Here is a 20,637-nt window from a genome sequence, read left to right on the forward strand (position 1 = left end):
GCTATTCGGTGCTTCCCGATAATCGGGTTGCAAGCGTCTCTATCGTTCGGGAAAGTACTCCGGTTCCGAAAACGGCGACGAGAAGCGCTCCGGTAACGTCGAAAATGAGGTCCGTGACGGTATCGTTTAGTCCGTACTGGATCAGTACGGGTTCGACACCGATGTGTCGAGCAACGCCGTGCGCGGCGAACTCCAGTACTTCCCAGACGACGCCAAAAGCGAGCGTGAAAAGGAGGATGTAGATGAACATGAACCGCGGTGGGAACGCCACCGCATCCGAGTGCTCGTCGAGTGCCCGTGCAGTCGCGTAGCCGACGCCCGCTACGATGGTCGCGGAGAGGAGATGTGTTAGGTGGTCCCACCACCAGACGACTTCGTAGAGCCCGACCATGCCGATGGCGTGGAGGAAAACGGCGGCGGTAATCCACAACGTCAGCATGGGGTCGAGCGAAATTCGAAAGTCGCGTTCCAGTAGCGCGGGGAGTACCGTCACACCGAGTGCAAAGACGCCATTCACTAACACGCCGACGTTTCGGGTGGCGAGACCGGTGATCACGACGCTGATGATTGCGAGTTGCATCGCCCGAAAGAGGAATCGTTCGTGCGTGTTCCCTCCGTCCCCCATCTCGGGAGGGACGTACGGTTCGCAGCAGGTAAACCATAACCCTTCTGTTGCGTGCTACCGACGATAACTCCCGATAGGTGTTTACGTGAACCCCCCCTACCGGGGGTCACAATGATGGCAACGACGCACGCCCTCGTCGGCGTGCTCCTCGGAAGTGCTACGCTGCTGGTCGCGCCGGAACTCGCTCCCGTCGCGGTCTTCGCGGGGCTTTTCGGTGGGCTATTTCCGGATTTCGACCTCTACTCCGGCCACCGAAAAACACTGCACTTCCCGGTGTACTATTCGATTGCCGGATCGGCGTTGCTCGGTGTTGCCGTGCTCGTGCCGACCGTATGGACCATCGCCGTCGCCGTTTTCGTCCTTTCGGCGGCCGTTCACTCCATCTCGGATGCCTTCGGCGGCGGGTTGGAGTTAAAACCGTGGCTCGGCGAGTCCGAGCGTGCCGTGTACGACCATTTTCGCGGGCGATGGATTCCTCCCCGCCGGTGGATCCGATACGACGGCGCCCCCGAGGACTTCGTGTTGGCGGTGTTCGTTGCCCTCCCGAGTATCGTCCTCTACGATGGGGTGATCCAAACCCTCGTCATCGTGGCAGTCCTCGTTTCAGCGGTGTACGCTTTGCTTCGCAAGCAACTCGTCGTTGCGGCTGAGTGGCTGGTCGGGCGGATCCCGGCGCCGATGCTGGACTACATTCCCGATCGGTTCGTCCGGGATTTCGTACAGTAAGCGGCGAACTCGCTTCGAAGGGTTTATTCACGGCCTGACCATCAGACTTCAGTAGTAACTATGTCCGACAAACCTGCCTCAATGTACCGGGAGATTCGAAAGCCCCCGTACACGCGACGCGAATACATCACGGGTATCCCGGGTTCGAAGATTGCACAGCACAAGATGGGCGACGTTGGAGAAGACGAGGACAACTATCCCGTCCAGATCTCCCTCGTGCTCGAAGAGGAGTGTCAGATTCGACACGGTGCGCTGGAGGCTTCCCGCCTTTCGGCAAACCGATTCCTGCTCAAGAACATCGGCGAAACCGGCTACAAGATGATTCTGCGCAAGTTCCCACACCACGTCCTGCGTGAGAACAAGCAGGCAACCGGTGCGGGTGCAGACCGTGTTTCCGACGGAATGCGACAGGCATTCGGGAAGCCAGTCGGTACCGCGGCACGTATCCAGAACGGTGAGCGCCTCTTCACAGCGTGGTGTGAAGTAGAGGACGCCGACGCCGTCAAGGACGCCTTCCGCCGTGCGTACAACAAGATTTCCCCGCCGTGCCGGATCGTCGTCGAGCGTGGCGAGGAAGAGCTCATCAGCTAAACGCGAAACCGTTTTTCACCGGTGTGGTGGTGTCGCTTATCGGATAGCGTTTGCTCTGTCGGGTTTACGCGTTCGGTTCCCCTCGACGTTTCACGATTCGTCCGTCAGAGTCACTCGAACAGGCCGTCAACGTCGCGTTCACGCGAATCCCTCTTTTCGACGTGTCCTCGAAGGCGTTGGAAAACCAGCCCTCGGTTCTCGCTTTCCTGCACGAAATCCATGATGAGGGTAATGAATTGGCTCCCTTCATCGCCGGAGTCCAAATCCGTGCGTGCGAAACCGATGGCCCGCTCGATGACCCATTCATCGTACCCAAACTCCTCGGCGAGAACGTGGGCCGTGACCGCTGACGAGTCGAAATCCAAGTCATTTGGGTAGAGAACAACGCCATCGTACGTCAGTCGCGGCGGTGCGACTCGCTCGACGTGCTCGGGGTCGTTTCGAACTGCCCGGAGATAGGTTCGAACTGTATCGAGGTTGATCGTTCGATAGTCCGATGGAAGGCCGTCGAGATACGTGACTGCACTTTCGGCGAGGCCGCAAACGCCGTCCCAGTTTGCGTCCTGTGCGTGGTACACGACGGCGGTAAATTGGATGAGTCCGTGGAGAAACCGTTCGTCGCGACTTCCTCGCTCGAGTTCCAACCAGCGGTCCTCCCAGGCGTCGTGGGCGGCGTGAAACTGACCCGCGTTGAAGATCGCGAGACCTGCTCGGAGATAGTCGTCCATATCGCGACGTTCTCGATGGAGTGGAAAATCGCTTCCGGAACGAATCTTGTTAACATGCCACAATGGTTATTCAGCGGGAGAGCGTACAGGGGGGAGAGGCGATGGTACAGGGAACGATTACTGATGAGCGGTCACTGAACAAGATATTCCGACTGCTGGCGGACGAACAACGACGGTACGTGCTCTACTACCTTCACGAGTTGGAAGGCTCGGCGGAACTCGAAGATATTGCCGTTCAGGTATCTGCGTGGCAAGGCGAAAAACCGATCAGTGACGTAACCGACGACGAGTGCCAACTTACGGCGACACGTCTGCGAAACATCGACCTACCGAGATTGGCGGACGTGGGCGTCGTGGAGTACGATTCGAGGACGGAGATGGCGCGGTTCCGCGAACCCGGCAAGCTTCTCGGCCTCTTCCTTCTCCTCGCGGCGCGGATAGAGCGGCCGCTCATCAACGAGTAGCAACTTCAGGAGCTATTGTGGACATCGGCTCACAACGTCATACGACGCGTTCGCGCGGAAAATGGGGGCGTTATTTCTCAGCCGCTTTTTTGACGGCCCACTTCTTCAAGTCCTGTACGAACAGTCGGTAGTTTTCGATTTTACTCATACACGAGTAAACACTCGGCCGGAGTAGAAAAGTGTCACGGTTGGAGGTATATTTGACTTGTGAAGGCATATCACGGGTTGCGACTGGGTGTCTCCTCCCATCCGAGCCAGAATTGACAGAACACGAACCGTCATATCGACGACAGCCGTCGTCCTGGTATGGACGACTTCGAACGAAAACGGACGACGACCGCATCGTTCGGCGACATCGCCGACGCCTATCTCGATAGCGACGTCCACCAGTCCGGCGCGGATTTGGAACTTCTCGTATCGTGGTGCTCCGACGCGAGTCGCGCCCTCGACATAGCGTGCGGGGCGGGGCACACCGCGGGCGCACTCGCGGAGCGCGTCAAAACTGTCATCGCGGCTGACGCGACACCCGCGATGGTCGAGACAGCAACCGCCGCGTTCGACCTTCCCGGCACCGTCGCCGACGCGGAACGACTCCCGTTCGCTGACGATTCGTTCGACGCCGTCACGTGCCGAATCGCGGCCCATCACTTTCCTGCTCCCCAAGCTTTCTTGGACGAAACCGCCCGCGTCCTCACACCCGGCGGCGTTCTGGCGTTCGAGGATAACGTCGCACCCGCTGACGACGAACTGGCCGACTTTTACAACCGGTTCGAGCGTCTCCGCGACTCGACGCATGGGGAATCGTACACCGTCGAGCAGTGGTTGGATTGGTTCCGGGATGCCGGATTTACCATCGACGAGAGCGTGACCATGCGCAAGGAACTCGATTACGAGTCGTGGGTGGAGCGCACGAACCCTGCTGCGGAAAAGCGGGAACGATTGAACGAATTGGTTCGACGACCGGCGGCAGAGACGGTGTACAACGTGACCCTCGAGGTGGGAACCGTCCGTGGATTCAGCAACGAGAAACTGTTGGTTCGGGCGAGAAGGTAAGAAATCCCAAAATCACTTTATCCTTGGGGGAATGGTTCTGTTTCCACGGTCGATTACTATGAAAGGACGAACCCTATCCCTCCTCCTGTTGATTCTGGTGGCCGGTTGTGCTGGTGGACCGCTCAACGGGCCGGGCCAACCGTCTGATACCGCCGAGCAAAAACAGAAACTTCAGTTCGTAGTTCAAAACGATGCATCATCGACCGAAAAAGTCCGTATCACGTTCACATCGAACGGTGGAAAAACGGCGCTCAACCGGTCACAAACGCTTGATTCGGGCGAAGTGTGGGTGGTTTCAACAGTCAACGTATCTTCCCTGAACACACCCGTGAAAGTCACTGCACGACTTCCGAAGCGAGGATACAGCACCGAACTCGCTCCGATTCGATCGACTGAGCGAGGTTCCCGTCTTCACACGGTAACGGAGGACGGAATCGATCTTTTCGAATGTAATTCAAATACAACGTGTTGGAAGCAAGAAGTCCATAAGCCATAGAACCTGCATAACGTTGTTTGTAGATGAATCGATGTTCGAACTAAGTGAGACGCTTCTACTCGGTCGTATACGCTTTTTTTCGCTAGCGTATGGTTTTCCCGCCAAAACCTGTTTTTCGAGCGCAAACGCGTCGCTCCGTTCGTCGATAATGTATTTGCCAAAACGTCCTGACGGAGTCTCACGCGAGCGTAGCGAGTGTGAGGCACGTCAGGTCGCGAACGAAGTGAGCGTCCTGACGGAGATTTGAACTCGTGAAACCGTTCCGGGATGATCACTGCGTTGCGCTTCCCGGCGTGCGATTTCCCTGCTCAAACCTCCGCGAGTCGTCATCTTCCTCCATGACCCGAGAGAGGCGTTGCCCCTCTCGGGTTGATTCCGTAAGAAGACGTCCTGACGGAGATTTGAACTCCGGTCCCTGGCTCCGCAAGCCAAGAGGATAGTCCACTACCCTACCAGGACTCATTCATTCATTTCGCGGTTCCCTTAATAGGGGTTACGGTCTGGAGACACTGTGCGTGTGGTACGCACCCTCTCGAATGTCGTTCGAGGGAATCATGCCAGTAACTCAAATCGCTATTTTCGCCTACAGGAGTTCTTTTACGGTAGGCATGGTGGTTGTTGCTATGCTACGACGCGACATCCTCAAACGAACCGGTGCGGCAGTGACGGTCGGTGCACTCGCTGGCTGTCTCAGCCAGGGAAGTTCGCCCGGCGGTAGTGGCCCCGACGATGGGTCCGGTAACGAATCCACTACCACGACTAAAGAGACGACACAGCCGAAGCCGACCCTCCAGAATCGTTCTCTCACGGTAGTCAATGCGGGGTGTGCATCCGGCACAGCCGACGAATCGTCGGTGGCGTTCAAGGAGTCGAAAAACAAGCTCGTCGTGAGAGGAACCGTTCAAACGAGCGACCCGTGTTACGTCGCAAAGCTCGGGAAAGTGAACTACGACCGGGACGCTGAAACGATCGACATTACCGTTCAAGCGAAGAAAAAGAAGGGCGTCGGTGCCTGCCAACAGTGCCTCGGGGCGATCGAATACGAATCGACATTCGTGTTCGACTCCGGCGTCCCGAAGTCGGTAACGGTCTCTCACAGACGAGACGACGAGAAGAAAAAGAAGGTCACGACGGCGGAGCACGCGAGCGCAAGCAGTAGCGAGGGAACGTAAGCAGTCGAACGACGGATAACAGAACGAAGATGAGCCGAGCGGGTCGAGACGAATTCTCCGAGGAGGCGTAGGTTTATTTTGAAAGACGCGACCATCCTTCTTCGTGAGCAGAAGCGCAATAAAATCACCAGACGGCGTCGGACTGCCGACACAAAGACAACGCTTAAGCGACGGCCAACCCTGCACCAGAGTACGATTATGGGCGTTATAGACGAGGTACATGGGGACCTCGACGCCGACATCTCTCTGGACGAGTTCCGGGACGCCGTCGAGGAAAAAGTAGAACAGATGGGCGGGCTCGCGGACGAGGAAACCGCCGCGATGCTCATTGCCCACGAACTGGACGAGGACGAGGTCAACGGGGTCGCCGACATCGAACCCGGCATGGACGAAGTGAAGTTCATCGCCAAGGTCACGAGCGTCGGCGATATTCGCACCTTCGAACGCGACGGGGACGACGAGGACGGACGCGTTCTCAACGTCGATGTCGCCGACGAGACTGGTTCGATTCGCATCTCACTCTGGGACGAACAGGCGGCAGCCGCGAAGGAGGAACTCGAACCGGGGCAGGTGCTTCGGATCAAGGGTCGCCCGAAGGACGGCTACAACGGTACTGAGGTCAACGTTGACCAAGCAGAACAGGACGAGGATACCGAAATCGACGTTCAGGTGCAGGACACCTACTCGATTTCCGACCTCTCGCTCGGTCTCTCGGACGTGAACCTGCAAGGAAAGCTTCTCGACACGGGGACGGTCCGTACCTTCGACCGTGACGACGGGTCGGAGGGGCGGGTCGCGAACCTGACGCTTGGCGACGAGACGGGGCGACTGCGCGTCACACTCTGGGACGAACAGGCGAACACCGCGGAAGAACTCTCGCCCGGCATCGCAGTCGAAGTAGTCGATGGGTACGTGCGCGAACGGGATGGCAGTCTCGAACTCCACGTTGGAAACCGTGGCGCAGTCGAAACCATCGATGTGGACATCGAGTACGTCCCCGAAAGCACGCCGATTGCCGACCTCCAAATCGGCGATACGACAGACATCGCGGGCGTGATTCGTTCGGCGGACCCCAAGCGAACTTTTGATCGGGACGACGGGTCGGAAGGCCAAGTCAAAAACGTCCGTGTGCAGGACGAAACCGGCGACATCCGGGTCGCGCTCTGGGGCGAGAAAGCTGACCACGAACTCGCGCCGGGTGATAAAGCCCAGTTTGCGGACGTGGACATCAAAGATGGGTGGGCCGATGACATCGAGGCCTCCGCGGGCTGGCAGTCCACTATCACCGTCTTGGATAGCGGTTCACCGACGGAGGCTTCGGAGTCCGCGGAATCGGACGACGACGCGACCGGTCTCGGTGCGTTCAGTGGCGACACCGCGGATGAGTCCGAAACGGACAGTTCCACTGAGTCCTCTACGGCGGACACGGAAACGGACTCGGAAGGGAGTGCTTCAGCAGATAGCACGACAGCAAACGGTACTAACGGTGAGCAAGTGGAATTCACGGGAACGGTCGTTCAAGCGGGCAATCCAGTGGTTCTGGACGACGGCGAAGAAACAATGAGCGTCGAGACGAGCGCGGATGTGCACCTCGGGCAAGAAGTCACGGCCCGAGGCAAACTCCGCGACGGAACACTCGACGCGGAAGACGTGTTTTAACTCTCGAACGGTTCTTCGTCGCGGTGGTTATCGATGTTCTGTTCGTCAGCCGCGGCGTCTTCACGCGCTTCTTTGTGTTCGACTTCCGTTTCGTCTTCGAGCTCCTCCTCGCGAGCTTGCTCCGCTTCCTGTTTCCCATCCGCCTCGTCCGTTTCTTCTTTCTCCTTTGCCATCGTTCGGTCCCGTTCGTGTGGGTTTTCGTCACTCATCGTGGTCGGTGCTTCGTCGTCATCGCTCTTATTCGTGCTGGCAGATTTTCACCGCCACCCCGTCCCGTTTGCCGCGAACGACAGTAGGGAAAGATTAAGGGCGACCGACTCCCGCTGTTGGATTATGAGCGTTGAGCTTCCGTTTGCGCCGGTCGATACGATAATCCGACGGAACGCGGGTTCCCTCCGCGTCAGTGCGGGGGCAGCAGAGGAACTCGCCCGTCGTATTCAAATTCACGGGGCTGATTTGGCCGTAGATGCCGCAACGCAGGCGACAAGGGATGGACGGAAGACGCTGATGGCGGAGGATTTCGGTGTTCAGCAGGTCATCGACAAGGATGAACTCACCTTGCCGGTCGCGCCGGTCGATCGAATTGCGCGACTCGAAATCGCCGACGATTATCGCGTTGCGATGGACGCGCGCGTGGCACTAGCGGACATTCTCGAAGACTACGCCGATAACGTCGCGTCCGCGGCATCGATCCTCGCGCATCACGCGGACCGGAGAACGGTTAAGGCCGAGGACATCGAGACTTACTTCAGGCTGTTCGAATGAAATTCGGCTACAGCGAGGTTTGTTTAGCTCACGACACCGGCAAACGCCACCCAGAGAATCCGGATCGACTGCGCGCGATTCGACAGGCGCTCACGCGCAAACACGGTATCGAGTATATCGATCCCGACCCCGCGACCGAGTCGGAGATAACTGCCGTCCACGACGCGGACTACGTCGAGGAGTTCCGGGAGTTCTGTGCGAACGGTGGCGGAAACTGGGACCCGGACACCGTCGCCGTCGAGGAGACGTGGGACGCCGCACTCCAAAGCTCGGGATTGGCGTGCTGGTCAGCACACGCTGCGCTGGCTGGCAATGACGGTCGCGAAACACCCTTCGCATTGGGGCGACCGCCGGGGCATCACGCGGTCGGTGACGACGCCATGGGATTTTGTTTCTTCAACAACGCTGCGGTTGCGGCCCAGTCAGTCATCGACCGGGGCGACGCGGAACGCGTCGCCATCTTCGACTGGGACGTTCATCACGGAAACGGAACCCAGGACATCTTCTACGACGACGAGAACGTGTTCTACGCCTCGATTCACGAGGAGGGACTGTATCCCGGTACCGGCGAAATCGAAGAATTCGGAGACGGGGACGGAGAAGGAACGACCCTCAACGTTCCGCTCCCGGCGGGGTCGGGCGACTCGGAGTATCGGACGGTGTTCGACGAACTGATTGCACCCGCGATTATCGAGTTCGACCCCGACCTGCTGTTGGTGAGTGCCGGATTCGATGCGCACCGACACGATCCGATCTCTCGAATGCGCGTTTCCACGGAAGGATACGGGATGCTAACCGCACGAGTGCGGTCCGTCGCTGACGAGGTCGGTGCAGCCCTCGGATTCATTCTGGAAGGCGGTTACGGATTGGATACGCTTTCGGACGGAGTTGCCATCGTCCACGAAGTCTTCGACGGGATGGAACCGGTGGTTCCGGATGAGGACGCGGATGAGGACGTTCGAGGGCTGATTTCGAAGGCTCGGGAGACGCATCCGCTTTTCGACTCTGCTTGAGCGGGGACCACGATTGGAAACCGCTGCTTTTCTCGCCGCCGTTCGCGAACACGGGACAGTGTGTTCCGGGATATCGTCGAGGGGCGTTTTGTATCCCACTCGCGAAGGAGTCATCTCTGATTCAAAAATTACCCGTGATTTATGTTCTAACGTGGTGTAGGGTTGTCAGACCCGAAGGGGTGGGCCAATGAAGAAGGCAACACAGAACGTGGCGGTGTTACACGACCGGTTTCCCGGTATGGGAGGGGGAGAACGTTTCGCCATCGAGGCGGCACGCGTGCTCGATGCACCGATTTATACTACGTACGTCGCAAACGGCGTTCATCTCCCGGACGACGTGACCGTCGTACCGATTCATCAGGAGAAGTACACTCGCGGCCTCTCGGGCCGATTCCTCGAATGGAAAAACGAGGGCATGAATCCGCTCGAAACGCTATCGGTCGCGCTCGACCTGACCGATGCACACGACGAATTGGCGACCTACGACGTGCTTCTCGAGAGTGCGCCGCTGTCGAAGTCGTACGTCCCCCCCGTCGAACAGACAGTGCTTCACTATCCACACAGCCCTCCGAGATGGCTCTACGACCTTTATCGAGAGCGTCTCACCGGTTTCGACTACCCCGGCGTCCGGTTCGCGCTGAAGGCGTACGCAAAGGGGTGGCGAGCACTCGACAAGGAGGCGAACGACTACGTGGACCGGTTCGTCGCCAACAGCGAACTCGTTCGTGATCGTATCCAACGATACTACGGACGAGACGCCGCCGTCGTCTATCCTCCGGTAATCGGGGACTGGTATAACGACGGCGACGACGGCTATTTCGTCACGTGGTCTCGTCTGGCACCGGAAAAACGAATCGACCTCGTGGTCGATGCATTCGCCGAGTTGGACGACCGACTCGTGGTGGTGGGTGATGGACAGGAACGCGAGCGACTCGAACGAAAAGCACGCGACTGCGACAACATCGAACTGCTCGGCTACGTGAACAACATCGAAGAAGTGGTTTCCCGTGCGACAGCGGTGGTGTACGCGCCGAAAGACGAGGATTTCGGCCTCGTCGGCGCGGAAGCACTGTCGGCCGGAAAACCGCTCATCGGTGTGAACGAGGGTTACACTCGCCAGCAGGTCGTCGACGGGACGACCGGACTCCGGTTCGAGCCGACCGTGGATTCGTTGCGCGCCGCCGTCGAACGGTTTGACCCGGACGATTTCGACGGCGGTGAAATTCAGCAGTTTGCCGAACGGTACGAACGAACGACGTTTGAAGAAGCCCTTCTCGACCTCGTCGAGGAGACCCACGCGGAAGCCGCCTCGAAGCGCTCCGCAGTCGATAGCGATGATACGAAAACCATACACATCTACTGAACCTCGTGTTTCAGTCGTCATCCCGACGCTTCCGACGCACGACCACGAGAAAGTGATCACCACTCTCCGCAACCAGACGATGCGAGCGTTCGAGGTGATACTGGTGGACGACGCAACGCTCGACATCTGTGAGGCTCGAAATGCCGGTATCGAGGCCGCATGTGCGGATGTAATCGCGCTCACCGACGATGACTGCCGACCGCCACCGGACTGGGTTACGAAGATAGACCAAGCGTTCTCGGACGACGTAGTGTGTGTAGAGGGAAGCGTGGAGGGCGGTCGAACGTATCGCGGTGAAGGGCTGTACGTCGGCTGTAATCTCGCGTTCGACCGCGATACGGCGCTGTCCGCTGGTGGGTTCCGAAACGAGTACGCCGGATGGCGAGATGACACCGAATTCGGTTGGCGCATGGAAGCCTACGGACCGTGCCGCTACGACCCGAACCTGGTGATGTACCATCCCGACCGTCCACGTGCCACCATCGATGAACGGAAGGAAGCACGCCTTCGGCGCGAATATCCGTCTCACTACGAGAAACGAATCGTTCCGCACTCGACCGTCGGACGTGTCAACGACTGGCTCTGGCGGCGCGGGGTTTGGGCCGCGGTCGATAGGGTTCGATACGCTGGGGGTGGACGATGACGTTCGGAGACTGGATCGTTGAAACCCACGAGAGAGTCCGTACCGACGGCTGGCACGGCGTGGATACGTCTGCCTACGAGTTGTACAAAGGTGTCCTTCGAAGAATCGGCGGACGACGAAACTACGGCGAATCGATATACGACGAGCCGTGGGACGCGCTCGTCGTCCTCGATGGTTGTCGCGTCGATTGCATGCGGGAGGTCGCCGGAGAGTTTTCGTTTATCGACCATATCGGCCGGTTTCAATCGGCGGGAACTCGCTCCGACGAGTGGATGCGCGCGAACTTCTCGGGGAGGGATTGCACCGACACGGTTCACGTCACGGCGAACCCGAACTCGGACGTACATCTCGACTCGGACAATTTCGCCCTCCTGGACGAAGTTTGGCGTGACGGCTGGGACGACGAACTCGGGACGGTTCCCGCTCGCGCGGTTACCGATCGCGCGATCTCGGCAGGCCGCGAACACGACCCGGAAAAACTCGTTGTCCATTACATGCAACCACATTTCCCCTCCGTGTCGGATCCGATTCCGGGCGATGCGATGAGCCGGGACCAGTTCGGCAGTCGAGTCGGCGTCTGGGAGCGTCTGCGTAGGGGCGACCTCACACGAGAGCGTGTCTGGAGCGCCTATCGCGAAAATCTTCGATACGTGCTCGCTGACGTTTCCCTCCTCCTCGATAATCTCGATGCTCATCGCGTCGTGCTAACCGCTGACCACGGCAACGGGTTCGGCGAATGGTACATCTACGGTCATCCGGACAGGATTCCGATTCGCGTCCTTCGGGAGGTCCCGTGGTCCGTGACGAGTGCTCACGATTCCGGATCACACGACCCGGAATCGTGGATGGAAGGGGCGAACGCATCGGTCGAAGACCGTCTTTCCGCGTTGGGGTACCGATGAACGTCGCGCTCGTCGTCCTCGACACCCTTCGGAAGGATGCCTTCGACAGCCACTTCGACTGGCTCCCTGGCCAGCGGTTCGAGAACGCGTACTCCACATCACACTGGACGGTTCCAGCGCACGCCTCCCTGTTCGCGGGCAAGTACGCCAGCGAACTCGGCGTGTACGCCGGGGCACAACTGCTCGACTGCGAAGAACCAGTTCTCGCGGAATCGTTTCGGGAGGCAGGCTACACGACGCGGGCGTTCAGCGCGAACGTGAACATCTCCCGCCCGTTCGGTTTTCATCGCGGATTCGACCAGTTCGAGGGCAGTTGGCGACTGCAAGCCCTCTCGGAGAACGTCTTCGACTGGGACGGGTTCATCGCGGAAACGAGGGAATCGGGACCAGAACGCTACTTGTCTGCCCTTCACGAGGTGGTAACGGGCGACTGTGATACGGTTCCATCGCTCAAACGAGGTGCACTGCTCAAGCTCCGCGATTTAGGCTGGGGGAAAACGACACGTGACGACGGTGCGACCGAGGCGCTTCGGTTCGTCCGCGACACCGAGTTCGGCGACGACGAATTCCTGTTCGTCAACCTGATGGAAGCCCACACGCCGTACGATCCACCGGAGGAGTTTCGGACGGTCGAACCGCCCGAACTGAACGGGCTTCGGGCCACGCTCGACGAACCGGAAGCCGACCCGGACACGATTCGGCAAGCATACAACGACAGCGTCCGGTACCTCTCGTCGATGTATCGTGCCATCTTCGCGGAACTCCGGGAGGAGTTCGACTACGTCATCACGCTTGCAGACCACGGGGAAGCCCTCGGTGAATACGGCGCGTGGGAGCATCTTTGTGGCCTGTATCCCGAAGTAACACGGATTCCACTGTGTATCTGGAACGGAGAGACGAACGAACAGAACGCGATCCGCGAAGAGACGGTGAGCATCCTCAACGTGCACGGAACACTGCTCGACATCGCCAATCTCGACGGCGAGTCGCGGGGTCGCTGTCTCCTCGGCCATCACGAAACGACGAGCAGGGAGTGGCTCGCGGAGTATCACGGTCTGACCGACCGCCATCGAACGTCGCTCGGTCGCGACGGGTTCGATACCGAGCGACTCGACGACGAGATGCACGGGCTGATCGCTCGCGACTATTACGGCTGGGAGGCGATCGATGGATTCCACGAACTGGGCAGTATAGACGATCCCCGCGAGCGAATCGATGCCCTCGTAGACTGTCTCGACAGGCGGGTCGTCGAAAACGACGTGGCCGTCTCGGAGTCGGTCGAAGCCCAACTCCGCGACTTGGGCTACGCATGAGCGAGGCGGCGGGAATCAGCCTCAGCAGGGAAACGCTCGGCGGAACCGTCGCCCAGTTTACGATGGCTGCGGTCGGGTTCGCGGGAACCGTCATCTTCGCCCGCTGGCTTGGCCCATCCGCGTTCGGTGGGGTGTACCTCCTGTTCGCAGTGGCGAAACTCGTGGACCGCCCGATGAACGGTTGGTCGCTCGCCGCGAAAAAACGCCTCTCCGAGTCGGACGCACTCCGCCCGCCCGCGTTCGGCGCGCAGTTACTGTTCAACGTCGCATGGATAGCGGTTGCCGCAGTTGCCGTCTTTTTCGCGAACGACGCGCTACGGAGCTACACCGGGCTCGCACTCGCACCGCTTCTGCTCGTTCTGTTGTTGGCGACCGAATCGATGTACGAAACCATCGAAAGTCTCGTTCAAGGGAGAGGCCGAATCAGCGCCGCGACGTGGAACGACACGCTTCGCTCGGTGGTGACCCTCCCGCTTCAGATTTGGTTCGTCGCACTTCCCGGAATCGCGGCCGCGGGAATGGTGTACGGTCTCGCCGTCGCGTCGGCAGTGACGCTTCCCGTGGTCGCGCTGTTCGTCTCCTCGCGGCCGAGGCTTCCGTCCCGGGCGTTCGTTCGAAGTCTCGCCGACTACGCCCGCTACAGCATCCCGACGACTGTGCTGGGAACGACGTACGACCGCCTCGACGTTCTCCTGCTCGGGTTGTTGCTCGGATCGGCATCGGCAGGTTTCTACGAAGTCGCGTGGAAACTCACGCTCCCTGCGGTGTTCGTCGCCGACGTGGCGGGCAGGGGACTGATGGCAACCGTGAGCGCCCGCCGCGCTGAGGGTGGTGGTGTCGGACGAGACGTTTCGAACACCATCGCATATGCTGGTGTTCTCGCGTTTCCCATCTTTTTCGGGTCACTCGCACTTTCGGAATCGCTCGTCGTGACCGTGTACGGCCCCGACTACCGGAACGCCGCGCTCTTGTTGGTCGGACTGGCCGGATACCGTGTCATCAGAACTCAAAGCGGTCCGCTCATGCAAGCAGTCAATGGACTCGACAGGCCGGATGTCGCTATGCGACTCTCCGCAGTGTCGGTCGTCGTGAATCTCGTTCTCGGTGTCGTGCTGACGCTCCGTTTCGGTCCCATCGGCGTCGTCGTTGCGACCATCATCGCGGAAACGTGCCTCTACCTCGGCGGTCTCCTGTTTCTGCGACAGGTGGTTTCGAGACTCGCCCCGATTTCTCGACCGATGATCGAACAGATCGGTTCGAGTCTCGCCATGTTCGTCGTCGTGGCGATGACCCGTGCTTCGTTTTCGATTACGTCATGGATAGACCTCGCAGTTCTCGTTTCCCTCGGTGGCGGTGTCTACGTCGGCATCCTCCTCGTTGTCAGCCCGGGTGTCAGGCGGACGCTCGAAAAAGCAGTTCGCGGGTCGTTCGCGTCGCTCTAATGTACCGACTCACGGGACCCCAGTCGGTTGCTGGAGTCCGAACGACAAGCCAGAAGGTATAACGATGGTTGGTAACGAATTGGACTGTGATGTCGCTCCTCGAAATCAACATCGAAAAACCCGCACTCGTCGAAGAACGGGTGTACCCAAACAGAGACACCGCTCCTGCCAGTGCGAGGACGAAATCCGAGTCGTCGGGTCGCTCCGCCGTGTCGCTGGTCAAACCACTGGTCGGACTCCTTATCGTTGCCGGTATCGCTCTGTTGGTCGGCAAACGTCGCACCACGTCGGACGAGTCGTCTGCCTTCGAGACGGACGATGCAGACTCACAGTCAGGACGACAAAGTGCGGCCAGCGTCGTCGGCGTGCTGGGAACGATTCTCGCCGTCGTCGCGCTCGCACGAAAAGTTCGTGGTGGGTCGGCGGACGAATAGGGAATTATCGATTTTTGACATCGAATTTGGAAAAAGCCCCGTACCAAGAGTTAAATAGGTATGGTGAGTTGTATTCGAAATATCAGGATGACGATCAAACCCGCCAACTACGACCTGCGGGAACTTCGCAGGATGGCTGACGAGGATGAGTCACCTCTCGACTGTTCCGCGGGCGACGAAGAGCGGACCGCAGAAGATTTCTTTCGGCTCGGCCAGCGGGAGGAACTGATGAAGTTACAGACGCGGTTGCTCGCGGCCGGTTCGCTTCCGGACAAACCGTATCTGAGTCTCCTTCCGAGCAGATACGGAGCGGAGGTCATCGTCTTCGAATGGCTTGATTTCCTCATCGAAAAGGCTGGCTTCGAGAACACTGCCAACGCACTCTCGTACTACGAAGATGTCGGGTGGTTGAGCGAACCGGCCTGCGATGCGCTCCAGTCGTACATGTTCGGATTCTCTGAAATAGACCGATTCGGCTCCGACGGGCCAAATGACCTCGACACGAACGACCATGTGTTGAGTTTGGTGTACATCGCTCGCCTCGCCTCATTGTAGCCGACGTTACGACTGACTTTCCTGCGTCATCTCACTCCGCGTAGCCGAGATTCCGTAATCTATCCTCGATAACCTCGTCGGTCATCTCTTCGCGTGTCTCGGGCGACTCCGCCGTGATTTTGCGGCGTTCGTCGGAATCGATCTCCGCCCATGGAACCTCGATGAGTTCTCGTTTGTGCAACCCACCGGGATGACCGAAGGTTCGCATCGGAATTGGATACGTTCGCTCGCCGATGAGGTTGCCGTGGTCCGCGGTGATGACCGATTTGCCCGGCAGTTCGTCCAGCAGTCGCTCTACGTGCGGGAGCGTTACGTTGAGGTTCTCGACGTAAGCCTCGATTATTTCCGACTCCTTGTCCGTCTCGCCGAACTGCAGGGCGTTCCACGGATGTGGTTCGTCGCTGTGTTCGTCCGAGTCGAGTTGCATTTCGATGCCCGCGTGGCCGAATTCCCGCCCCTTCTCGCCGATGAAGGGGAAGTGCGGTTGCATGAAATGCGTGATGATGCGCTTGTCGGGATATTTCTCGAAGGCCGCGATGGTCTGCTCGACCATCGTTTCAGGCATGACCGTCCGGAACTTGTCGTCCCAGTGGCTGTCCAACAGGTTGATGACGGCGTGGAAGGTTCCATCGGGCAGTTTGTACGCGTGTGGATTCGACGTGACGTACACCGTGTCGTGGTACTCGCCCCCGACGAAACTCTCCTGCATGAACTCCCAACTTTCACTTCCTGGCGAAAGTTTGCTCGTCACTCGGTCACCAATGGTGGCCCGCGCGGCAAACATATCGTATCGGCAGGCGTCCAGAATGACCAGATTATCCCAGTCCTCCGCCATCACGTCCACTCGGTCGTCGGTGTTCAGTAACCGGGAGACGTAGGCGTTCGCTTTCAGTGCGTCCTTGCGTAGTCGTCGTGTTTCTCCACGAAGAAGCTCGGGATTTTCCAGAACCCGACGTGCGTTCTGGAGAGAGTACCGCCTCCAAACAGACATGATTCCCCCTTGGCGTTCTACTCCCTTATTTATGCCATTCCTAAAGCCGAAGACGGCAGTAATAAGATATTTGACTTAACGAAGGTTTTGTAATTTAACTGCTCTACACAGATATGTGTCCAGCTATGGTAATAGCTCCAATGATTATTTGTTGCCGTGGATTATATCATGGCAAAAATCAGCACCAAATATGTTGGAATTTTAACATTTGTATCAAAAATGTGTTTTGGTCAACAATAAATATGTCGCTCTCATGTATGGATCTACCACTTCTATATGCAAACATGGCCTTGAATAGAGTGCACGATTGCATCAGGAATGATTATCTGAGGTGTTCGGTTCGTTCCTACAATTTTGGCATGTACCCAGCGAATCGTGCAATCGGCGATTGATTACCTCCTATCGCACCGTCGGCCCGCAGTGGTGGCAATATAGAAGCGACCCGAGGAGACCCAGTGGTTGTACTCCGAAGTGGCTGAAAATAGTCTCTGAACCAAAAATCAGAAAATAACGAATAAACTCCCTGTAGCGCACAAATCCGCTGGCTTAGAATCAACCAAAATCTGGATGGGCCCTATCGGATTCGAACCAATGACCACCCGGTTATGAGCCGAGCGCTCTAACCAGACTGAGCTAAGGGCCCTGTCGGCTATCGGTAATCCGTGACACCTCTTTAACGTACCGGGTTTTACGTGAATACCGGCCGTTGAAAGACACAGCAATCACTCACGGAACAACGAACCGAGAGAAGCGCCGCCGCCAGGGCTCGAACCTGGGACAACCTGGGTAACAACCAGGTGCTCTACCAACTGAGCTACGGCGGCTTCCGACTGCATCTTTGCATAGACGGAGTTCTTTGATAGGGCTTTCGTTTTCATCCAGCAGCATCGATACGCTTTCACGCGTTCGTGGAAAACCATCGCGTGATGGAACGCTTCGAGGATGTCGTCGCGGGGGTCCGCGAACGGGTCGAACCGGACGGCGACGAGCGCGAGCGTCTTCGCGAGGTCGTCCGTGCGCTCGCTTCGCGAACCGAGAAGGCGGTCGCCGACCTGCCGGTCGAGGCCGACGTGATACAGGTCGGGAGCACCGCCCGTGGAACGTGGACGAGTGGGGACCGGGATATCGACTTGTTCGTTCGATTCCCGCCGGACCTCGATCGCGAAACGCTGGAATCCTACGGGTTGGAAGTCGGTCACGCCGTGCTTCCGGATGGTCACGAAGAGTTCGCGGAACATCCGTACGTCAAAGGCGAGTTCGAGGGGTTCGACGTGGACCTCGTCCCCTGCTATCACGTCGAATCTGCGACGAAGATTCAGTCGGCGGTCGACCGCACGCCATTCCACACGCAGTATCTCGAAGCACGGTTGGACGACGACCTCGCCCGCGACGTTTTGCTTTTCAAACAGTTTTTGAAGGGTATCGGGGCATACGGAAGCGACCTCCGGACGAAGGGGTTTTCGGGCTATCTGGCGGAGCTTCTCGTCCTCGAATACGGTGGCTTCCGCGACCTACTCGAAGCAGTGTCGGAGTGGAAACCACAGGTTCGGTTCGATCCGGAAGACCACGGAACGGAAACGTTTGCCGACCCGCTGGTGGTTATCGATCCGACGGACCCCGAGCGAAACGTCGCCGCCGTTCTCTCCGCGGAGAACATCGCCCGACTCCAGCACTATGCCCGCGATTTGCTTGCCGACCCGCGTGAATCGCTCTTTTTCGCCGATTCACCCGACCCGCTGTCGCCGGCCGAGCTAGGTGAACTCGTCGCCGACCGCGGCACCACGCCCGTTGCGATTCGATTCGACGCACCGAACGTGGTCGAAGACCAACTGTATCCGCAACTGCAGAAATCGCTCTCAGGGGTGGCTGACGCGCTCTCCCGACGGGGATTCGAAGTACTACGTGCCGAACTGTTCGCGGACGACAGTGCCGTATTGTTCTTCGAACTCGCGGTCGCCGAGCGTCCGGCAGTCGAGCGCCACGACGGCCCGCCCGTTCACGTCCGTCAGCACGCGACCGGGTTCTATGAGAAGTACGCTGACGACGATTCGTACGGCCCGTTCATCGACGGCGACCGGTACGTCGTCGAACGAGAACGTGCGTTCACCACTGCGATAGCGTTCCTCGAAAGCGACCTGGTTTTCGATGCGGCACTCGGCGTTCACGTCGAGAAAGCGATGCGAGAAGGATACGAACTGCTGTCTGGCGACGAAATCGGAACGGTAGCCGAGGAGTTCGGTGACGAACTCGCCCGCTACTTCGATCCGAAACCGTAATTCCACCGAATCAAACGGAAAATTTTCCACGATTTTCGCAGTTGTAGTCAGATCGATGTCTGTTTTACCATCAGGATTATATGGTTGGTGTGCATTAGCATATCATGTATGGCTTCCGCACCGACCGGCAATGACGAGTCCGTGTTCGACCAGTTTCTCACCGACCGTGGTCACGAGACAGAACGGGTAGACTGGGAGCAGGAGTATAACAAAAAGCAGTGCCCGGAGTGCGGCGGACTCCACGAAATGGCCGCGACTGAATGTACAGTCTGTGGGTGGAACTCGTAAACAGCGAGCGAAAAAGTAGTACCTCACATACGAAATCCGCGCTCACAGCGCGGTGATGATTCCGGCACCGACGACGACCAACATCGCGCCCGCGACGATTCCGCGGGTCACTCGTTCTACATCCCGGAGCAGAAAGTACGCAAAGAAGGTCGTAAACAGCGGTGCGGTTCCCGTTAGCGGATCGACGATGGCGACCCGTCCTTCCGGAAGCGCCAGCGCGGAGAACAGCGACAACAGCGCGGCTGCGGTGAGCAGGCCGCTCGCCGCGAACAGTCCGTACGTTCGCCTCGGAGCAGCGAGTACGTCGCGACGGTTTCGAGCGAGAGCGTACCCAGCAAGCGCGACCAGTGCCGCCGTCTCGTTCAGGGCGACCGCTTCGAGTGCGGTCACCGGCGTCGTCTCCTATCCGAACCGACGAACGACGTTTCCGACTGCGAACGCTCCTGCAGCAGCTAGCGGAAACGACAAATCCCATGGCTCCCATCCGGAGAGGTCCCCGCCCTTCGCCAGCGTCAGCACCGTGAGTCCACCGACGAGGACGAGAATACCGAACGCGGTCGTGAGCGCCAGTGGCTCGTCGAGGGTAAATACCGCCAGTGTCGTTGCGAACAACGGTCGCGTGCTGATTCCGGCGCTGTTGACGCTGGCACCGACGCGCCGGATACCAGTGAACGCGGCCAGTCGGCCGATTGCGGTTCCGACGAATCCCGCGAGGAGGAAGATACCGATGGTGGCGTTCGAGAGGTCCGCGAGCGGATTTCCACCTTCTAGCGCAATGAGAGCGACCCAGAACACGACCGTATCTACGACGACTACGACGAGCGATGCTTGAAGGGTATCACCACCGCTCGCCATCGCTCGCTTGGAGACGATGGGTTCGAATCCCCACAGGACGGCCGGGATGAGCGAAAGGAGGTACACTTCGAAAGGAAGTGCCATTGTCCCCGTCTTTCCGTCCGTGGGGGTTAACTCTCGCGTTCGGATGGATGTCGGAAAATAAATCGGTTGTCATCGATTCAGTGAAGCGTTCGAGTATCGGAGGTCTCTCCGAACTATGAAGGGAATATTCGAGACGGCTCGGTGATTCACGAGGCATGTTCACTGCGGAACCCCTGAGACGCTAAAATTCGTCGGTTCG

At 58.6% G+C, this 20,637-nt stretch carries 22 protein-coding genes, 3 tRNA genes and 1 pseudogene; 18 read left to right on the forward strand and 8 right to left on the reverse strand.

The window, feature by feature from the left end; all coding sequences use genetic code 11:
- Position 1: 1 nt before the first annotated feature.
- Positions 2–625: a hypothetical protein gene (locus OOF89_RS08145; RefSeq protein ID WP_266075029.1), complete on the reverse strand. Its 624-nt coding sequence runs from the start codon at positions 623–625 to the stop codon at positions 2–4.
- 111 nt (positions 626–736) lie between these two features.
- Here OOF89_RS08145 and OOF89_RS08150 point away from each other — a divergent pair, with 111 nt between their 5' ends.
- Positions 737–1,351, forward strand: coding sequence for a metal-dependent hydrolase (locus tag OOF89_RS08150; protein WP_266075031.1), 615 nt, complete (start codon positions 737–739; stop codon positions 1,349–1,351).
- Positions 1,352–1,411: 60 nt separating this feature from the next.
- On the forward strand, positions 1,412–1,942 hold the full coding sequence (locus OOF89_RS08155; RefSeq protein WP_266075033.1) for a 50S ribosomal protein L16: 531 nt from the start codon (positions 1,412–1,414) through the stop codon (positions 1,940–1,942).
- Between the two features lie 110 nt (positions 1,943–2,052).
- On the opposite strand, the gene OOF89_RS08160 is transcribed toward OOF89_RS08155, so the two are convergent.
- Positions 2,053–2,670 carry a DUF309 domain-containing protein gene (locus tag OOF89_RS08160; RefSeq protein WP_266075035.1) on the reverse strand — a complete coding sequence of 206 codons (618 nt, stop codon included), beginning with the start codon at positions 2,668–2,670 and terminating at the stop codon, positions 2,053–2,055.
- 62 nt (positions 2,671–2,732) lie between these two features.
- Here OOF89_RS08160 and OOF89_RS08165 point away from each other — a divergent pair, with 62 nt between their 5' ends.
- The 3 genes from OOF89_RS08165 to OOF89_RS08175 all read left to right on the forward strand — a co-directional run bounded on the left by OOF89_RS08165 (position 2,733) and on the right by OOF89_RS08175 (position 4,683).
- A complete protein-coding gene (locus OOF89_RS08165; protein WP_266075037.1) occupies positions 2,733–3,134 on the forward strand; it encodes a DUF7344 domain-containing protein in 402 nt (133 codons plus the stop codon).
- 306 nt (positions 3,135–3,440) lie between these two features.
- On the forward strand, positions 3,441–4,187 hold the full coding sequence (locus OOF89_RS08170; RefSeq protein ID WP_266075039.1) for a class I SAM-dependent methyltransferase: 747 nt from the start codon (positions 3,441–3,443) through the stop codon (positions 4,185–4,187).
- 58 nt (positions 4,188–4,245) lie between these two features.
- A complete protein-coding gene (locus OOF89_RS08175; RefSeq protein ID WP_266075041.1) occupies positions 4,246–4,683 on the forward strand; it encodes a hypothetical protein in 438 nt (145 codons plus the stop codon).
- Between the two features lie 386 nt (positions 4,684–5,069).
- On the opposite strand, the gene OOF89_RS08180 is transcribed toward OOF89_RS08175, so the two are convergent.
- Positions 5,070–5,142, reverse strand: a tRNA-Arg gene (locus OOF89_RS08180).
- A 164-nt stretch (positions 5,143–5,306) separates the two neighbouring features.
- Here OOF89_RS08180 and OOF89_RS08185 point away from each other — a divergent pair.
- A complete protein-coding gene (locus tag OOF89_RS08185) occupies positions 5,307–5,855 on the forward strand; it encodes a hypothetical protein (RefSeq protein ID WP_266075043.1) in 549 nt (182 codons plus the stop codon).
- 198 nt (positions 5,856–6,053) lie between these two features.
- The gene (locus OOF89_RS08190; RefSeq protein ID WP_266075046.1) at positions 6,054–7,514 is read left to right on the forward strand and encodes a single-stranded DNA binding protein; all 1,461 of its coding nucleotides are present in this window, start codon (positions 6,054–6,056) and stop codon (positions 7,512–7,514) included.
- Here OOF89_RS08190 and OOF89_RS08195 read toward each other — a convergent pair.
- Complete coding sequence (locus OOF89_RS08195) at positions 7,511–7,723, reverse strand: hypothetical protein (protein WP_266075048.1); 213 nt, start codon at positions 7,721–7,723, stop codon at positions 7,511–7,513. The genes OOF89_RS08190 and OOF89_RS08195 overlap by 4 nt on opposite strands.
- 124 nt (positions 7,724–7,847) lie before the next feature.
- Here OOF89_RS08195 and OOF89_RS24530 point away from each other — a divergent pair, with 124 nt between their 5' ends.
- The 9 genes from OOF89_RS24530 to OOF89_RS08245 all read left to right on the forward strand — a co-directional run bounded on the left by OOF89_RS24530 (position 7,848) and on the right by OOF89_RS08245 (position 15,944).
- The gene (locus tag OOF89_RS24530; protein ID WP_303657557.1) at positions 7,848–8,279 is read left to right on the forward strand and encodes a histone; all 432 of its coding nucleotides are present in this window, start codon (positions 7,848–7,850) and stop codon (positions 8,277–8,279) included.
- The gene (locus OOF89_RS08210; RefSeq protein ID WP_266075050.1) at positions 8,276–9,292 is read left to right on the forward strand and encodes a histone deacetylase family protein; all 1,017 of its coding nucleotides are present in this window, start codon (positions 8,276–8,278) and stop codon (positions 9,290–9,292) included. Before OOF89_RS24530 ends, OOF89_RS08210 begins: the two co-directional genes overlap by 4 nt.
- Before the next feature lie 187 nt (positions 9,293–9,479).
- Positions 9,480–10,655 (forward strand): glycosyltransferase, encoded by a 1,176-nt coding sequence (locus OOF89_RS08215; protein WP_266075052.1) that lies wholly within the window; start codon positions 9,480–9,482, stop codon positions 10,653–10,655.
- Positions 10,627–11,298, forward strand: coding sequence for a glycosyltransferase family 2 protein (locus tag OOF89_RS08220; RefSeq protein WP_266075053.1), 672 nt, complete (start codon positions 10,627–10,629; stop codon positions 11,296–11,298). The genes OOF89_RS08215 and OOF89_RS08220 overlap by 29 nt, the downstream gene beginning before the upstream one ends.
- Positions 11,295–12,200, forward strand: a complete 906-nt coding sequence (locus tag OOF89_RS08225) for an alkaline phosphatase family protein (RefSeq protein WP_266075055.1) — start codon at positions 11,295–11,297, stop codon at positions 12,198–12,200. The genes OOF89_RS08220 and OOF89_RS08225 overlap by 4 nt, the downstream gene beginning before the upstream one ends.
- Positions 12,197–13,513, forward strand: coding sequence for a sulfatase-like hydrolase/transferase (locus OOF89_RS08230; RefSeq protein ID WP_266075057.1), 1,317 nt, complete (start codon positions 12,197–12,199; stop codon positions 13,511–13,513). The genes OOF89_RS08225 and OOF89_RS08230 overlap by 4 nt, the downstream gene beginning before the upstream one ends.
- Positions 13,510–14,955 carry a lipopolysaccharide biosynthesis protein gene (locus OOF89_RS08235; RefSeq protein ID WP_266075059.1) on the forward strand — a complete coding sequence of 482 codons (1,446 nt, stop codon included), beginning with the start codon at positions 13,510–13,512 and terminating at the stop codon, positions 14,953–14,955. The genes OOF89_RS08230 and OOF89_RS08235 overlap by 4 nt, the downstream gene beginning before the upstream one ends.
- Before the next feature lie 89 nt (positions 14,956–15,044).
- Positions 15,045–15,389 (forward strand): hypothetical protein, encoded by a 345-nt coding sequence (locus OOF89_RS08240; RefSeq protein WP_266075061.1) that lies wholly within the window; start codon positions 15,045–15,047, stop codon positions 15,387–15,389.
- Positions 15,390–15,476: 87 nt separating this feature from the next.
- A complete protein-coding gene (locus OOF89_RS08245; RefSeq protein ID WP_266075063.1) occupies positions 15,477–15,944 on the forward strand; it encodes a FlaD/FlaE family flagellar protein in 468 nt (155 codons plus the stop codon).
- A gap of 31 nt (positions 15,945–15,975) precedes the next feature.
- Here OOF89_RS08245 and OOF89_RS08250 read toward each other — a convergent pair whose 3' ends face one another.
- The 3 genes from OOF89_RS08250 to OOF89_RS08260 form a co-directional block, all read right to left on the reverse strand.
- Positions 15,976–16,935, reverse strand: a complete 960-nt coding sequence (locus OOF89_RS08250) for a hypothetical protein (RefSeq protein ID WP_266075065.1) — start codon at positions 16,933–16,935, stop codon at positions 15,976–15,978.
- 568 nt (positions 16,936–17,503) lie between these two features.
- Positions 17,504–17,578, reverse strand: a tRNA-Ile gene (locus OOF89_RS08255).
- Positions 17,579–17,686: 108 nt separating this feature from the next.
- Positions 17,687–17,759: transfer RNA gene (locus tag OOF89_RS08260), tRNA-Asn, on the reverse strand.
- Positions 17,760–17,861: 102 nt separating this feature from the next.
- Here OOF89_RS08260 and cca point away from each other — a divergent pair.
- Both cca and OOF89_RS08270 read left to right on the forward strand, forming a co-directional pair.
- Positions 17,862–19,211: a CCA tRNA nucleotidyltransferase gene (gene cca / locus OOF89_RS08265; protein ID WP_266075067.1), complete on the forward strand. Its 1,350-nt coding sequence runs from the start codon at positions 17,862–17,864 to the stop codon at positions 19,209–19,211.
- Positions 19,212–19,319: 108 nt separating this feature from the next.
- Positions 19,320–19,499 (forward strand): HVO_0416 family zinc finger protein, encoded by a 180-nt coding sequence (locus OOF89_RS08270; protein WP_049971719.1) that lies wholly within the window; start codon positions 19,320–19,322, stop codon positions 19,497–19,499.
- Between the two features lie 42 nt (positions 19,500–19,541).
- Here OOF89_RS08270 and OOF89_RS24610 read toward each other — a convergent pair.
- Positions 19,542–20,438, reverse strand: a pseudogene (locus OOF89_RS24610) (EamA family transporter).
- Positions 20,439–20,637 lie beyond the last annotated feature (199 nt).

Origin of the sequence: Haladaptatus caseinilyticus (genome assembly GCF_026248685.1) — an archaeon.
GTDB classification, from domain to species: Archaea; Halobacteriota; Halobacteria; order Halobacteriales; family Haladaptataceae; genus Haladaptatus; species Haladaptatus caseinilyticus.